This window comes from Fontimonas thermophila (genome assembly GCF_900113085.1).
In the GTDB taxonomy this organism is placed as follows: Bacteria; Pseudomonadota; Gammaproteobacteria; order Nevskiales; family Nevskiaceae; genus Solimonas; species Solimonas thermophila.
Window position 1 is genome coordinate 1 of record NZ_FOOC01000002.1, and the last position, 15814, is coordinate 15814.

The window sequence follows — 15814 nt, forward strand, 5'->3', positions numbered from 1 at the left end:
CCGGCGGCACAGGTCCTTGACCGCCACGCCAGCCTCGGCCTCACGCAGAAAGCCGATGATCTGTTCTTCGGTAAACCGCTTCTTCACGTCCAATCTCCTTGTCGATGGGGATTGGACTCCAGATCGCGGTGCTACTCAAATGAGGGGGGACGTCGGGCCGCAATGCCGGTTCTTCTGCTGCTTTGCGCCGGCTGATCTTGAGGCGGCGGGCCCGGATTTTACTCAAATGGCCCAGATCTTGGGCTGACCGTAAGGGGGTGTTCCGCTAAAATCCGGCCCTTGTGCGGAGAGATCCAACCCTTGTAGAGCAGTAGCGCGGAGCGACAAAGCGATGAACGAGCAGGTATTGATCCAGACCGCCCAGGCAATGGTGGCAGAAGGGCGTGGGATTCTGGCAGCGGATGAGAGCACTGGAACGATCGAGAAGCGTTTCAGGAGCATCGGAGTGGAGAACACGGAGCCCAATCGACGGGCCTACCGTGACATGCTGTTCACCACCCCGGGTTTCGAGCAGTACACCAGCGGTGTGATTCTGTTCGAGGAGACCTTGTTCCAGTCCGCGCTCGACGGTACGCCGTTCCCGAAGCTGCTGGCGGATAAGGGCGTGATTCCCGGCATCAAGGTCGATAAGGGAACCAAGCCGCTGGCGGGCTCGCCCAATGAGTTGATCACCGAGGGTCTGGATGGTTTGCGCGAGCGCCTAGTCAAGTACAAGGAGGCGGGTGCGCGTTTCGCCAAATGGCGTGCGGTGATCACGATCGGTGACGGGATCCCGACTGACTACTGTATCCACACCAATGCCCATGCGCTGGCGCGCTACGCCGCGCTGTGCCAGGAAGCCGACATCGTGCCGATCGTCGAGCCTGAAGTCTTGATGGATGCCGACAACACGATCGAGGTCTGCGAGGCAGTGACCGGACGCACGCTCGAGGCGGTGTTCGACGAACTGCGCCGCCAGAGGATTCTGCTCGAGGGCATGGTGCTCAAGCCGAACATGGTTGTTTCCGGCAAGAAGTGTCCGGTGCAGGCCGATCGCCGGACGGTCGCCGAGGCCACGTTGCGTACGCTCAAGCGATATGTGCCGGCAGCGGTCCCGGGTATCGCTTTTCTCTCCGGCGGGCAGTCGGACGAGGACGCGACAGCGCATCTCGACCTGATGAACAAGATGGGGCCGCTGCCGTGGCGATTGACCTTCTCCTACGGTCGCGCGCTGCAGGCAGCGGCGCTCAAGGCCTGGGGGGGGCACAACGTCGAGGCCGGCAGGAAGGCGCATCTGCACCGTGCGCGGATGAATGGGCTCGCGGCCGCGGGCAAGTGGGATCCCGCGCTGGAAAAGGCCGCCTGAGTCAGTGCCGCATCTAAAAACCGCCCGCGGCTTTCCGGCCCCGGGCGGTTTTTCATGTCCGCGAATCATGTCCGCGAAGCGGGTTGCGTTGTCACGATGGGCCGGTTGGTCGGGTGACCGCTGCGCCGTGACTGGCGGTCTGCCGGGGGCGGGGGAATCCGCGCCGCATGAAGCGGCCGTTCGCACCGCTGTGGGTTTTTCGGCGTTCGATTGGCTCTAAGCCGAAGCGCGCGCGAGCAGATCGAGCACCCGCCGCTCGGCCCAGCTCTGCAGGCGCAGATTTTCGATAAAGCCGCAATGACCGCCGTATGCGGTGATGTCGAGTGCACGCAGCGCGCCGGTGGGCGCAAGACCGCGGAAATCCGCAACCGGAACCACGGGATCGTCCGCCGCGGTGATGATGGCCAGCGGCGAGGCTGCATCGAGGATGTGGTCGGGTGTCAGCGTATAGGCAGCCAGATAGGCATCCATCGCGCCGTATTCGGTCTGTTCCTCGGCAAAGCGCGCGGTGATGTCGAGCAAGCGCTTCATTCTGAGATAGGCCCGTGCACTGGCCTGGTATTCCGGCCAGGCTGCGGCCTTGGCCTTTACCGTCTTGCGCCATTTGTCCATGAAATACCAGCGGAAGAGCAGCGGGCCGTGGTCGATTGCCGTGATCGTTGCGCGCGGATTGATCGATGGGCAGATGCCGATCGACAGCCGCGGCCTGATTCCGGCGGCAGGGCCGTGGATTCCGACGCGTAGCGCGAAATTCCCGCCCAGCGAAAAACCAACCACCGACAGCGGCAATCCAGGGTCGAGCCTTTGTACGGCAGCGATTGCGCCGAGCACTTCTTTGATTCGCGCCGAATGGAAGACTTCGCGGTTGAGATGGTGCGTGCCGCCGTGATCACGCAGATTGAGGCGGAACACGTCGTAGCCGCCGGCGAACAGCGCGCAGGCCATCGAGTAGAGGTAGGCCGAGTCATGGCAGCCCTCCCAGCCGTGGATCAGTACGACCAGTCCGCGAGCTTCGCGCCGATCCTGCGTGGACAAAAACCCCGTCAGGCGCACGCCATCGCCGGCATCGAGGATGTGGTACGTGGCGCGCGCCTCCATACGGTTGCCGGCTGCAAGCCAGCGTCGGCGGCGCGGGCTCTTGGTGGCCAGCACCGATTGGATGTGCGCGTGACGGATCAGCGGGGTGGGGCGAAAGTCGGGCGCGTTGATCACAGCAATCGGTCCAGGATGCGCTCGTAGATCATCGACAGGGGCATCAAGTCGGCGATGGCGACGTGTTCATTGACCTTGTGGATGGAGTCATTGACCGGGCCGATCTCGACTGTTTGGGCGCCCCAGGCGGCGAGAAAGCGGGCATCGGAGGTGCCGCCGCCAGTGAACAATGTGGGGGTCTGCCCCGTAATGTCGGCGATGCTTGCCTGGGCTGCCTGGATCAGCTCGCCGTCGCGGGTGAGGAAGGGTTCACCGGACAGCCACCAGTCGGCTTCATAGCGCAGGCCATGCCGGTTCAGAATCTCGGTGACGCGGGTTTTCAGATCCTCCGCAGTCGACTCGGTGCAGAAGCGGAAATTGAAAATCAGATCGGCGTGACCGGGAATGACGTTGTTGGCGCCAGTGCCGCTGTGCAGGTTGGAAATCTGAAACGAAGTCGGCGGGAAGTGTGCGTTACCCTCGTCCCAGCGTGTGGCGACCAGTTCGGCCAGTGCAGGCGCGAGCCGGTGAATGGGATTGTCCGCCTTGTCCGGGTAGGCGACGTGACCTTGCCTGCCGAGGACTCTGAGATTGCAACCGAGCGAGCCGCGCCGGCCGATGACGATGCGGTCTCCCAGCCGCGCGGCTGCGGTTGCCTCTCCGACGATCGCATAGTGGGGTCTGATGCCGCGCGATCTGAGCACCTCGACGGCGTGACGGGTGCCATGGCGGGCAGCCCCCTCCTCGTCGCTGGTGATCAGAAAGGCGAGCGTGCCCCTGGGCTCACGCCGTGCAAGGAAACGCTCGGCGGCGCAGACCATCGCTGCAAGGCCGGATTTCATGTCGGCCGCCCCGCGGCCATAGAGCAGGCCGTTGCGGATCGTGGGTTCGAAAGGGTCGCTGTCCCAATCTTCGAGCGGACCGGTGGGCACCACGTCGGTGTGGCCGGCGAGGATCAGCATCGGTGCGCCGCAGCCCCGCGTCGCCCACAGATTGGTGACCCCACCGGCGTCGATGTATTCGAGCGTGAAGCCCAAGCCACGCAGACGTTCTGCGATCAGTTCGCAACAGCCGGCATCGTCGGGCGTCAGCGAGCGCCGCTTGATCAGCGCCCGGGTGAGTTCGAGGACAGGGTTGGCGATGGGGGTCACGGTTCACAGATCGCGCAGCAGCGCATTGATGCCGACTTTCTTGCGGGTCTGTGCATCGACACGCTTGACGATTACCGCGCAGTTCAGGCCGTAGCGCTCGCTCTTGGTCAGCGAGCCGGCGACGACGACACTGCCCGCTGGCACGCGGCCGTAGAGGATGCGGTCATTGTCGCGGTCGTAGATCGGGGTCGATTGACCGATGAAGACACCCATCGAGATCACCGATCCTTTTTCGACGATCACACCCTCGACGATTTCCGAACGGGCGCCGATGAAGCAATCATCCTCGATGATGGTGGGGTTGGCTTGCAGTGGTTCGAGCACCCCGCCGATACCGACACCACCGGAGAGATGGCAATTCGCGCCGATCTGAGCACAGGAGCCGACCGTTGCCCAGGTGTCGACCATCGTGCCCGGGCCGACGTAGGCGCCGATGTTCACGTAAGAAGGCATCAGGATTGCGTTCGGCGCGATATACGCGCCCCTGCGCACCGCCGCCGGTGGGACGATGCGTGCGCCCTGGGCGCGGAACTGCGCCTCGGTCCAACCGTCGAACTTCAGCGGCACCTTGTCGTAGCCGGCGAGCTGGCCCATTGCCACCGGCTGGTTGTCGTGTAGGCGAAAGTAAAGCAGGACTGCTTTTTTCAACCACTCGTTGACCTGCCAGCCGCCCGCGGTCGGCTCGGCGACACGGGCCTGGCCGCTGTCGAGAAGATCGATGGCAGCAGCGACGGCGCTACGCACGCGCTCGTCGCTCTTGTCGAGCGTCTCGCGCATCTCCCAGGCGGATTCGATCTGGCGCTGCAGTGCTTCGGTGGTCATGGGTCTTGAGGCATCTGTGGATGGGTTTGCGCAAGGCCGCGCGCCGGCGCCGATGGCCGTGGCCGCATCGTGGATGAGGCGCGTGATTTTAAGCGGTTTCGCGCCGGTCGAGCGTGCGCACCAGCACCTCGCGCAACTCGTCGAGCACGCGTTCATCGGTGATCGGCCGGTGCATGCGGTCGGTGATGTAGAACACGTCCTCGGCACGTTCGCCGATCGTGGCGATCTTGGCGGCGTCGAGCAGGATGCCGCGTTTCTGGAACACCCGGCCGATCAGCGACAACAGTCCCGGCTGGTCTGCGGTGACGAGCTCTAGGACGGTGCGGCCGCGGGCCTGGTCCTGGCTGAAATACACCTGCGTCGGTGTGTCGAAATGCTTGAGGCGCTGCGGCATGCGACGGTTGACGTCGATCGTGGAGACCTCCGGATCGCTGAGCACCTTGCGCAGAGCATCACGGATCTCGGCGTAGCGCATGGGCGAGACAATCGGGGCGTTGTCGCTCTCCATGACGGTATAAGAGTCGAGCACGAAACCGTCGTCCGTCGTGTGCAGGCGTGCATCGAGGATGTTGAGCCCCAGGCGCGCGAGTACCCCCGTGGTCAGGCCGAACAGATGGTCGCGGTCGCGTGTGTACACAAAGACCGTCGTGCCGCGCTCATCGACCGACTCGACCATGACCAGCGGCAGGGTATCGTCGGTCGCAGTGGCGATCGCCGGCAGTTGCCACGCCAGTTCCTCCGGCGTGTGGCGCAGGAAATAGTCTCGCTCGAAGCGCTGCCAGACGCGCTCTGCGGTGTCGCGCGCGACCCCGCGGGCTTCGAGCAGCTCGAGTGCACGCTGGCGGGTTTCGGCGGCTCGTTCCTGCTCGAGGGTTTGCTGGTCGATGCCGTCTTCAAGTACGCGGACGCTTTGGCGGTAGAGATCCTTGAGCAGGGCTTCGCGCCAGGAATTCCACAGTGCCGGATTGGTGCCGCGGATGTCGGCACAGGTGAGCAGGAACAGGTAATCGAGTCGCGTGCGTGTGCCGACCTTGCGCGCGAATTCGGCGACGACGCGCGCATCGCTGATGTCCTGCTTTTGTGCGGTCAGCGACATCAGCAGATGGTTTTGCACGAGCCAGCCGACCAGGGCAGCGTCGGTGTGCGACAGACCATGCTGGAGACAGAACTGCTCGGCTTCTTCTGCCCCGATTTGCGAGTGATCACCTTTGCGGCCCTTGGCCATGTCGTGCCAGAAAGCCGCCAGGTAAAGCAGTTCCGGCTTGGGTAGCCGCTGCATCACCTCGCTGCAGAACGGCAGCTCGTGGCGGAAGCGCTGCATCGCAAAACGGCGGGCATTGCGCACGACGTAGAGGATGTGCTCATCGACGGTCAGGGTATGGAAGAGGTCGTACTGCATCAGGCCGACGATGCGTCCGAACGCCGGCAGATAGCGACCAAGCACGCCGTAGCGGTTCATGCGCCGGAGATTGCGGGTCAGGCCGCGACCTTCGCGGAACATCTCCATGAACAGGGCGCGCGCTTTCACGGAGGCGCGCACTTCGTCGGTCATGTATTTGCCGTCACGCAGGATCATGCGCAGCGTCTGCGCGCGGATGCCTTCGATGCGTGGATGCTGCTGCAGCAGCAGGAAGATCTCGAGCAGCGCCCAGGGCTGTCTGCGGAAGACCTCGTCATCGCGCGCTTCGATATAGCCGTTGCGGATCTGGAAACGAGGATTGAGCGGCTCGGGTTCACCGGAATCCGGACGCAGAATCGCCTCCTCGAACAACTGCAGGAGCATGTCGTTGAGGCAGGAGAGGGTCTTGATTGTCCGGTAATACAGTTGCATGAACTGTTCGACCGCCTTGTTGGCATCGGTGTCGACATAGCCGAACAGCTGCGCCACCTTGACCTGACTGTCGAACAGCAGGCGGTCCTCGCGCCGGCCGTTGATCATGTGCAGTGCAAAGCGCACACGCCACAGGAAATCCTGGCCGGCGAACAGCTCGTCGCACTCCTGTTTGGTGAGAAAGCCCCGCTCACGCAGTTCGGCGAGCGTTTGCGCGCCGAAATGGCGCTTCATCACCCAGGCGATGGTGTGGATGTCCCGCAGACCACCAGGGCTTTCCTTGACGTTGGGTTCGAGCTTGTAGCCAGTGTCGTCGTACTTGCGGTGGCGGGCGGTCTGCTCGGCTTTCTTGGCTTCGAAGAAAGCCTTGACCGGCCAGATCTTGTCGGGCGTCAGCGCTTGCTGCATCCGCTGGAAAAGGGCGATATCGCCGGTCAGCAGTCGCGCCTCGAGCAAGTTGGTCATGACGGTGATGTCTTTGGCCGCCTCGGCGACGCATTCTTCGACGGTGCGCGCGCTCTGTCCCACCTCGAGGCCAATGTCCCAGCAGAACGCGGTCAAGCCTTCCAGCGCCTTGCGCTGCTGCTCCAGCGTATCCCCGCTGTGCAGCAGCAGAATGTCGATGTCGGAATGCGGTAGCAGCTCGCCGCGGCCATAGCCACCGACGGCCACCAGCGCGAGCCCCTCGCTCACTCCGGGCAGGAACTTGTGCCAGGCCGCACGCAGGACCTCGTCCACGAGATGCGCCCGCGCGTGGACCAGTGAGTCGGCCGGCATGCCATCGGTGAACAGGCCATAGAGGCGGTCCCGACCCCAGCGCAGCGTCTCGCGGAATGCATCGACCGCATATCCACCCTGGGCCAGACGCGAGCGGATGCGGGGCGCGCTGAAAATGGTGGCGGCTTCTTCTTCAGCCAGATCGATTTCGGCACCCATCGTCGGTCAGGCTTAAGAGATCGGGCATGCAGGGTGCCGTGACGTGATGTGGATCATGACAGTTCCTCCGCTCTTACGGCTTACACCTTTTCGCCGTTGCGCAGCGTCAGGATCTCATAACCCGTTTCGGTGACCAGGACAGTGTGCTCCCACTGTGCGGACAGGGAATGATCCTTGGTCACGACGGTCCAGCCATCCGGCAGCAGCTTCACCTCGGGTCTGCCGGCGTTGATCATCGGTTCGATCGTGAATGTCATGCCGGGTTGCAATTCAAGACCCGTGCCAGGCTTGCCGTAGTGCAGCACCTGCGGATCTTCATGGAAGACCCGGCCGATCCCATGTCCGCAGTACTCGCGTACGACGGAGAACCCGCGCAATTCCGCGTAACGCTGGATCGCATGACCGATGTCGCCCAGCCGCGCACCCGGCCGCACCATCTTGATGCCTTCGATCATCGCTTCGCGGGTCGTCTCGCACAGCCGGCGGGCGAGGATGCTCGGTTCGCCGACATAGAACATGCGGCTGGTATCGCCGTGGAAGCCGTCTTTGATGACGGTCACGTCGATATTGACGATGTCGCCCTTCTTCAAGACCTTGGGGCCGGGAATACCATGGCAGACGACGTGGTTGACCGAAGTGCAGATGGATTTGGGAAACGGTGGCCGTCCGGGCGCGGCACCGTAATTGAGCGGTGCCGGGATGGCGCCGAGCGTATGGACGATGTAATCGTGGCAGATGCGGTTGAGCTCCTCCGTGCTGACGCCGGGCCGGACGTAAGGCTCGATCATCATGAGCACCCGGGCCGCCGCCGCGCCCGCCTCGCGCATTTTCTGCTGTTCCTCGGCGGTTTTGATCGTGATTGGCATCCTGTGGTTGCGCGGGCTGTGCGCAGAACGCGTTGTTTTCAAAGGGGGGCTATGGTATAAAGCGCGCCCTCCAAAGGCAAACCGGGGAGCGCCCGGGTCTTTGGAAATCCATCCACGCCCCACTTGGGTCCGTATTGCTTCGATACGCACCGGGCGTGGTCAGCCACAACCCAAGGAGTTCTCCATGGCGAACGTCACCATGCGCCAGTTGCTGGAGGCCGGCGTTCATTTCGGACACCGCACCCGCTACTGGAACCCGAAGATGGAGCAATACATCTTCGGCGAACGCAACCGCATCCACATCATCAATCTCGAGCAGACGCTGCCGATGCTCAAGGACGCCTGTTCCTTCGCCGGCAAGCTCGCCGCCAGCGGTGGCCGTGTGCTCTTCGTCGGCACCAAGCGCGCCGCGCGAGACGTCATCGAAGAAGAAGCCAAGCGCTGCGGCATGCCTTACGTCAACCAGCGCTGGTTGGGCGGTACCCTGACCAATTTCAAGACCGTGAAGGCTTCGGTCAAACGTCTGGTCGAGATGGAAAAGCAGGTCGAGGATGGTTCGATCAACCGTCTCACCAAGAAAGAGCAGCTCCGTTTCCAGCGTGAACTGGAAAAACTGCGCAAGTCTCTCGGCGGCATCAAGGACATGCCCAGTCTGCCGGATTGCCTGTTCGTCATCGATACCGGATACGAGAAGAACGCCGTCGCCGAGGCCAAGAAGCTGGGCATTCCGGTGATCGCCGTCGTCGATACCAACAACGACCCCTCGCTGATCGATTGGGTGATTCCCGGCAATGACGATGCCACGCGCGCGATCAGGGTGTATGCGCAGTGCATCGCCGATGCCATCATCGAAGGTCGTGGCAGCAATACGACCGGGCGCGTCGAGGAGTTCGTCGAGGTCGTCGAGGAGCGTCCGGCACCACGCAAGCCGCGCGCGGCGGGACGCAAGGCAGACAATGGCCGACCAGTACGCAGCAGCCGTCGCGCGGCCGAGCAGATGGAGGAATGAGCGATGGCGCAAATCACTGCAGCGCTGGTCAAGGAGCTGCGTGACCGTACCGGTGCGGGCATGGGCGATTGCAAGAAGGCGCTTGAGGCCACCGGTGGGGATCTCGACAAAGCTGCCGAGAAACTGCGCATGGACGGCGCAGCCAAGGCGGACAAGAAAGCGGGCCGGACGGCGGCCGAGGGTGTGCTCGCCTTTGCCGCAGGCGCTGACGCGGTTGCCGTCGTCGAGCTGAACTGCGAAACCGACTTCGTCGCCAAGGGTGAGGATTTCCGCGCGTTGGCGCGGCGCGCCGCCGAGGCCGCTCTCAAGCATCGGCCGGCCAGCGTTGACGAGCTGGCACGGATCAAAGACGGCGCCGAGACGCTCGACGAGGCCCGCCGTGCGCTGATCGCCCGTATCGGCGAGAACATGACGATCCGTCGTTTCGCGATCGTGACCAAGGCTGGCGGGCCGCTGGTTACCTACATGCATCCGGGCGACAAGATTGGTGTGATCGTGGCCCTGGACGCGGGTGACGAGGGGCTGGGGCGTGACTTGGCGATGCACATTGCGGCGATGAAACCAGCCTATCTGGATGCCGCTTCCGTCCCGGCCGAGGTACTGGAGGCCGAGCGGCGCATCGTCGAAGCCCAGGTCGCCCAGGAGCAGGCCGAGGCCAGGGCCGCCGCCGAAGCAGCCGGCAAGCCGTACAAGCCCAAGCCGGCCGAGATCCTCGCCAAGATGATCGAGGGCAAGGTCAGCAAGTTCGTGGCCGAGAACACCTTGCTCGGTCAGCCTTTCGTCAAGAATCCGGACGAAACGGTCGAAAAGTTGCTCAAGACCCGCAGCGCCAGGGTCGCACGCTACGTGCGCTTTGAGGTCGGTGAAGGCATCGAAAAGCAAAAAGGTGACTTTGCCGCTGAAGTGATGGCGCAGGCAGGCATCAAGGCCTGATTAGCGGTAAGATTCAGCACCACGAGGTTTCCAAGGCCCCGTTCGACGGGGCCTTGTTCTAAGCGGGCCTTTACCGCCGCCATGCGGCGCAATGTCCGGCTGTGTCGAGAATTCCAAGCTTTCGTTCGCGATGGACGCCAAACCTGCCTACCAGAGGATTCTGCTGAAACTGTCCGGCGAGGCGCTGATGGGCACCTCGGATTTCGGTATCTCGCCGGAGGTCATGAGCTTTCTGGCGCGCGAGATCAAAGATGTCGTTGCATCCGGCGTGCAGGTCGCGCTGGTCGTCGGCGGGGGCAACATCTTTCGCGGCGAGGGCCTGGCGCGCGCCGGCATGGACCGCGTCACTGGCGATCACATGGGCATGCTGGCGACGGTGATCAACGGACTGGCCCTGCAGGATGCCATCGAGCGCGTCGGCGTGCCGGTGCGTGTGCAATCGGCGCTGCGTATCAACGAGGTCTGTGAGGATTACATCCGGCGCAAGGCTGTCCGTCATCTGGAGAAAGGGCGGGTGGTGGTTTTCGCTGCCGGCACCGGAAATCCGTTCTTCACCACTGACTCGGCCGCAGCTCTGCGCGCGATCGAGATCAATGCCGATCTGATGCTCAAAGCGACCAAGGTCGATGGCATCTATACCGCCGATCCCAAGAAATACGCCGATGCCCGCAAATACGACGAGCTGACTTACGATGAGGCGCTCACCAAGCGCCTCGGCGTCATGGACCAGACTGCGATGGTGTTGTGTCGCGACCACGGTGTGCGGTTGTGCGTGTACGACATGGGCCGTCCTGGTGCACTCAAGGCCATCGTCATGGGCGACAAGACCATCGGTACGCGCGTGCATGGCTGAATACGCCGGCGACGGCACGGCCGATGCCATCCGCGCAAGCCGCCACAAACGAGAGGATTGACATGAGCGACGTGAACAGTATCAAGGCAGACGCGACCAAGCGCATGCAGAAAAGCGTCGATACGCTCAAGGCCGAGCTGATGAAGCTGCGGACCGGCCGAGCCAACGCCGCTTTGCTCGACCATGTACGGGTCGATTACTACGGCTCCGAGGTGCCGATCTCGCAGGCGGCCTCGGTGACGGTCGAGGACGCACGCACGATCTCGATCACGCCCTGGGACAAGGGCATGGTCGGCGCCATCGAGAAGGCGATTCTGACCTCGGATCTGGGATTGACGCCAAACACGGCCGGCACCGTGATCCGGATCGTCATGCCGCCGCTGACCGAGGAACGGCGCCGCGATCTGACCAAGGTTGTGCGGCAAGAGGCCGAGGTCGCGCGTGTGGCCGTGCGCAACGTGCGCCGCGATGCCAATCAGGCGATCAAGGATCTGGAAAAAAACAAGCAGATCAGCGCCGACGATGTCAAACGCGGGGAGGCCGAGATCCAGAAACTGACCGACCAGTTCGTCGCCAAGATCGACGAGATCGCGGCTGCCAAGGAAAAAGAGCTGCTGTCGATGTAATCGCCCGAGTACCGAGATTCCCCGCCCTGTGGGGCGACCGCTTTGCGTGGACCGCCACCGATCAAGACCATGACCGATACCCCTCCCGACTCACCCCGGCCGGCCGTGCCCTACCACGTCGCCATCATCATGGACGGCAACGGCCGTTGGGCGCAGCGGCGGGGCAAGCCGCGGACCTTCGGGCATCGCGCCGGTGTGCGTGCCGTGCGCAAGATTCTGCGCGCCGCCGACAAGGCCGGGGTGAGGGTGATGACCCTGTTCGCCTTCTCCCAGGAGAACTGGCATCGCCCCGAGCTGGAAGTCAAGCTGCTGATGCAGCTGTTCATCTCGACCCTGTCGCGCGAGACCCAGTCGTTGCACCGCAACGGGATTCGCATCCGCTTCATCGGCGACCACACGGATTTTCCGCCGGAGTTGCGCGCGGCGATGCACAACGCCGAGGCACTGACGGCCACCAACACCCGGTTGACGCTGCTGGTTGCGGTGGGATACGGCGGACAATGGGACATCGTCCAGGCGGCGCGCCGTCTCGCCGCCGAGGGTGTGGAGATCACGGCCGAGCGTCTGGAGCGCTGTCTCTCCACTGCGGACATCCCGCCACCAGATCTGCTGATCCGCACCGGCGGCGAAAGCCGCATCAGCAACTTCTTGCTCTGGCAACTGGCGTACACCGAGCTCTATTTCTCGCCAGTGCTGTGGCCGGATTTTGACGATGCGGCTTTTGCTGCGGCGCTGCACTGGTACGCCAGCCGCGAGCGGCGTTTCGGCCGGGTCCCGGAAGCGGCATGAAGCCGATGGCAACCGGCTGTTCCCGTTTCGCGAGAGTGCAAGACCTGGCGGCGACAGCGGTACGGGCCAGGTGCTGCGGGCTGCGAGTGGGGAAACATCCGTGCTGATCCAGCGCGTCATCACCGCGCTCGTGCTGATTCCGCCGTTGCTCGGACTGGTCTGGTATGCCCCGACCGGTGCGGTGTACGGCGTATTCGCCGCGGCAGGGTTGCTGATGGCCTGGGAGTGGACGGGCTTGATGAACCTCGCTGCACGCGTTTTGCGGCTTGCGTTTGTCGCCGTCGTCGGGCTGGCTCTGGTGGCAGGCTGGTTCAGCCCCCTGCGCAATGCCTGGCTGCCGGGACTGCTGGCGCTGGCTTGCCTTTGGTGGGTATGTGCGCCGGTGTTGTTCCGCGGTTTTCCGGACAATTTGCACCGCCGGCCACTGCCCGTGGCGGTCATGGCGGGGCTGGGTTTGCTGCTGATCGTCTCGACCATTCTCGCCCTGGCATGGTTGCATGCGCAGCCCAATGGCCCACTGCGCTTGCTGTACGTGCTCTTTCTGGTGTTCTGCGCAGACACCGGCGCTTTCCTGGCAGGCCGTAGTTTCGGACGGCACAAGCTGGCTCCGGCGATTTCGCCCGGTAAAACCATCGAAGGTGCGCTTGGCGGTCTGCTGCTCTGTGCGGCCTGGTCGCTGACCGCCGGGATTTATGTCTTCGAGGTCGTGGGTACGCAGGTGTGGTGGCTGCTGGGATTGTCGCTGCTGGCGGCGGTGGCGAGCATCATCGGCGATCTGGTCGAATCCATGTTCAAACGCCTGTCCGGGATCAAGGACAGCGGGCACGTGCTGCCCGGTCACGGCGGTATTCTCGACCGTGTCGATAGCATCCTCGCCGCCGCGCCGGTGATGGCGCTGGGTCTGGCATCGCTGGGGTTGTGATGCAGGGTCTCGTGGTTCTCGGTGCCACCGGCACCATTGGGCGCAACACCCTCGATGTCGTGCGGCGCAATGCGCAGCGCATCAAGGTGTGCGCGCTCACCGCGCACCGTGACGTGCAGGGCATGCTCGAGTTGTGTGCCGAGTTCAGGCCGCTGTTTGCGGTTTTGTCCGACCCGGCGGCGGCGCGCGCACTCCAGGCGCAGCTTGCGCAATCGGGCCTGCCGACACGCGTGCTCGCCGGGCCGGATGCACTCGCCGAGGTGGCGAGTCTGCCCGAGGCAGAGCAGGTGATGTGTGCGATCGTCGGCGCCGCTGGCCTGTTGCCGACGCTCTCGGCCGTGCGCGCCGGTAAGCGTGTCCTGATCGCGAACAAAGAGCCGCTGGTGATGGCCGGCAGCCTGCTACTGGCCGAGGCTGCGCGCTGCGGTGCGACGCTGATTCCCATCGATTCCGAGCACAACGCGATTTTCCAGTGCCTGCCTGCGGGGAGTCGGTGCGGCCATGCGCCGGCGGGGGTGCGCCGGCTGATTCTGACGGCATCCGGCGGGCCGTTCCGGGAGACACCCCTGGAGGCGCTCGATAAGGTCACGCCGGCGCAGGCGGTGCGCCATCCCAACTGGGTCATGGGGCCGAAGATCTCGGTCGATTCGGCGACGATGATGAACAAGGGTCTGGAACTGATCGAGGCGTCGGTGCTCTATGCCTTGCCGGGTGCGCAGATCGATGTCGTCATTCATCCGGAAAGCGCCGTGCACTCGATCGTCGAATACCTCGACGGTTCGATGCTGGCGCAGCTGGGTGCATCCGACATGCGTGTGCCGATCGCGCATGCACTGGCCTGGCCCGAACGCTGGCAGTCGGGTGTCGGCGGTCTGGATCTGGCCACCGTCGGCCGCCTGCGCTTCGAAAGCCCCGATTTGCAGCGTTTCCCCTGTCTGGGTCTTGCGCGCGCCGCGCTCGAAGCCGGCGGCAATGCGCCGAATGTATTGAACGCAGCCAATGAGGTCGCTGTCCAAGCGTTTCTGGATGGGCGGTTGTCCTACACGGGGATTGCGCGGGTGATCGAAAAAACGCTGGAAGCATCTGCTGCCACGCCGGCCGGCAGCGGCGATCTGGAGTCGATTCTCGCGATCGATGCATGGGCGCGCGCCAAGGCAGGAGAATGGATCCATGCTTGATGTGATCTGGTCGGTGGCGGGATTCGTCATCGCGATCAGCGTGCTGGTCGCGTTCCACGAATTCGGGCACTACTGGGTCGCACGACGCTGTGGCGTGAAGGTGCTGCGCTTTTCCATCGGCTTCGGGCCGCCGCTGTGGCGGCGGATCTCGGCCGATGGCGTCGAGTGGGTCGTATCGGCCTTGCCGCTGGGCGGTTACGTGAAAATGCTCGACGAGCGTGAACAGGCCGTTGCGCCATCCGAACGTCCTCTGGCCTTCAACAACGCCAGCGTGGCGCGACGCATGGCCATCGTCGCTGCCGGTCCTGCATTCAATTTCGCGCTGGCCATCGTGCTGTATTGGGCAGTGCACGTCATCGGTATCGAAGGCATGAAGCCGTTGCTGGCTTCGCCGCCAGCGGATAGCGTCGCCGCCCGTGCCGGGATTGTCGGTGGCGCCGAGGTGCTCGCTGTCGACGGCGAGCCGGTCGTCACCTGGACGGAGCTGCAGGCCACGCTGATCGATCATGCGCTCGACAGGGGGCAGGTCGTGCTGCAATGGCGTGAGCCGGGCGGGTCGGTGCGGCAGGGGATGTTCGATCTGTCGCGGGTGCGTATCGACCCGGAGCATCTGTTCGATGACATCGGCCTGAGCCCGTGGGAGCCGTCGCTGCCGCCGGTGCTGGCCGAAGTCGTGCCGGGCGAGGCTGCGGATGCTGCCGGTTTTCGCGCGGGCGACGAACTCGTCGCCTACGATGGCACGCCGATCGAATCGTGGCAGCAATGGGCGCGCTGGGTGCAGGCGCATCCCGGAGAGGTGGTACGGGTCGAGGTGCGCCGCGAGGGCCGGCTCTTGACCTTGCCGGTGATCATTGGCCGCGCCGAGCGCGAGGGTCGCTCGATCGGGCGCTTCGGTGCGGCCGTGGCGAACCCGGGGGACTTGTGGCAGGATTTGCGCGCCGTGAGCCGTCTCGGCCCAGTCGAGGCAATTCCGGCAGCGCTGACGCAGACGTGGCAGATGTCATGGATGACGCTGCGCATGCTGGCGCGGATGGTGACGGGCGATGTATCCGTCAAGAACGTCAGCGGGCCCATCCAGATTGCGCAGGTGGCCGGGTACTCCGCACAGGTGGGCCTGGTTTCGTTCCTGAGCTTCATGGCGATCGTGAGCGTGAGCCTGGGGGTTCTCAACCTGCTCCCGGTTCCGGTGCTCGATGGTGGTCATCTGCTGTATTACGCGGTGGAAGCAGTGAAAGGTTCGCCAGTGTCGGAGCGTGCCCAGGAAGCCGGACAGCGGCTGGGGCTGACCTTGCTTGCGCTGCTGATGGGCCTTGCGTTTTACAACGACATCGCACGGCTGTTGAATTGAACGAACATAGAATC

At 63.9% G+C, this 15814-nt stretch carries 15 protein-coding genes; 9 read left to right on the top strand and 6 right to left on the bottom strand.

Annotation, left to right across the window (positions count from 1 at the left end):
* The coding region (locus tag BMZ48_RS12835; RefSeq protein ID WP_143383609.1) for a transposase at positions 1 to 87 on the bottom strand (87 nt) is incomplete at its 3' end.
* Between the two features lie 244 nt (positions 88 to 331).
* On the opposite strand from BMZ48_RS12835, the gene BMZ48_RS01640 reads away from it, so the two are divergent.
* Entirely contained in the window at positions 332 to 1345 is a 1014-nt protein-coding gene (locus BMZ48_RS01640) for a class I fructose-bisphosphate aldolase (RefSeq protein ID WP_091530782.1), read from the top strand.
* 216 nt (positions 1346 to 1561) lie between these two features.
* On the opposite strand, the gene BMZ48_RS01645 is transcribed toward BMZ48_RS01640, so the two are convergent.
* From BMZ48_RS01645 to map, 5 genes are all read right to left on the bottom strand, one after another.
* The gene (locus tag BMZ48_RS01645) at positions 1562 to 2557 is read right to left on the bottom strand and encodes a YheT family hydrolase (RefSeq protein ID WP_091530786.1); all 996 of its coding nucleotides are present in this window, start codon (positions 2555 to 2557) and stop codon (positions 1562 to 1564) included.
* The gene (gene dapE, locus BMZ48_RS01650) at positions 2554 to 3678 is read right to left on the bottom strand and encodes a succinyl-diaminopimelate desuccinylase (RefSeq protein WP_091531833.1); all 1125 of its coding nucleotides are present in this window, start codon (positions 3676 to 3678) and stop codon (positions 2554 to 2556) included. The genes BMZ48_RS01645 and dapE overlap by 4 nt, the downstream gene beginning before the upstream one ends.
* A 12-nt stretch (positions 3679 to 3690) precedes the next feature.
* Positions 3691 to 4509 (bottom strand): 2,3,4,5-tetrahydropyridine-2,6-dicarboxylate N-succinyltransferase, encoded by an 819-nt coding sequence (gene dapD, locus BMZ48_RS01655; protein ID WP_091530789.1) that lies wholly within the window; start codon positions 4507 to 4509, stop codon positions 3691 to 3693.
* A gap of 88 nt (positions 4510 to 4597) precedes the next feature.
* On the bottom strand, positions 4598 to 7276 hold the full coding sequence (glnD, locus tag BMZ48_RS01660) for a [protein-PII] uridylyltransferase (protein WP_091530792.1): 2679 nt from the start codon (positions 7274 to 7276) through the stop codon (positions 4598 to 4600).
* Positions 7277 to 7356: 80 nt separating this feature from the next.
* Positions 7357 to 8184: a type I methionyl aminopeptidase gene (gene map / locus BMZ48_RS01665; RefSeq protein ID WP_301331453.1), complete on the bottom strand. Its 828-nt coding sequence runs from the start codon at positions 8182 to 8184 to the stop codon at positions 7357 to 7359.
* Positions 8185 to 8326: 142 nt separating this feature from the next.
* Here map and rpsB point away from each other — a divergent pair, with 142 nt between their 5' ends.
* From rpsB to rseP, 8 genes are all read left to right on the top strand, one after another.
* Positions 8327 to 9151: a 30S ribosomal protein S2 gene (gene rpsB, locus BMZ48_RS01670; RefSeq protein ID WP_091530797.1), complete on the top strand. Its 825-nt coding sequence runs from the start codon at positions 8327 to 8329 to the stop codon at positions 9149 to 9151.
* Between the two features lie 3 nt (positions 9152 to 9154).
* Positions 9155 to 10084, top strand: a complete 930-nt coding sequence (gene tsf, locus BMZ48_RS01675; RefSeq protein ID WP_091530799.1) for a translation elongation factor Ts — start codon at positions 9155 to 9157, stop codon at positions 10082 to 10084.
* Positions 10085 to 10214: 130 nt separating this feature from the next.
* A complete protein-coding gene (gene pyrH / locus BMZ48_RS01680; RefSeq protein ID WP_091531836.1) occupies positions 10215 to 10937 on the top strand; it encodes a UMP kinase in 723 nt (240 codons plus the stop codon).
* Positions 10938 to 10999: 62 nt separating this feature from the next.
* Positions 11000 to 11563, top strand: coding sequence for a ribosome recycling factor (gene frr / locus BMZ48_RS01685; protein ID WP_091530804.1), 564 nt, complete (start codon positions 11000 to 11002; stop codon positions 11561 to 11563).
* 69 nt (positions 11564 to 11632) lie between these two features.
* On the top strand, positions 11633 to 12352 hold the full coding sequence (uppS, locus tag BMZ48_RS01690; protein WP_091531842.1) for a polyprenyl diphosphate synthase: 720 nt from the start codon (positions 11633 to 11635) through the stop codon (positions 12350 to 12352).
* A gap of 100 nt (positions 12353 to 12452) precedes the next feature.
* Positions 12453 to 13274 carry a phosphatidate cytidylyltransferase gene (locus tag BMZ48_RS01695; RefSeq protein ID WP_159431044.1) on the top strand — a complete coding sequence of 274 codons (822 nt, stop codon included), beginning with the start codon at positions 12453 to 12455 and terminating at the stop codon, positions 13272 to 13274.
* Positions 13274 to 14452, top strand: a complete 1179-nt coding sequence (gene dxr / locus BMZ48_RS01700; RefSeq protein ID WP_091530812.1) for a 1-deoxy-D-xylulose-5-phosphate reductoisomerase — start codon at positions 13274 to 13276, stop codon at positions 14450 to 14452. Before BMZ48_RS01695 ends, dxr begins: the two co-directional genes overlap by 1 nt.
* The gene (rseP, locus tag BMZ48_RS01705) at positions 14445 to 15800 is read left to right on the top strand and encodes an RIP metalloprotease RseP (RefSeq protein WP_091530815.1); all 1356 of its coding nucleotides are present in this window, start codon (positions 14445 to 14447) and stop codon (positions 15798 to 15800) included. The genes dxr and rseP overlap by 8 nt, the downstream gene beginning before the upstream one ends.
* The last annotated feature ends 14 nt before the right edge of the window (positions 15801 to 15814 follow it).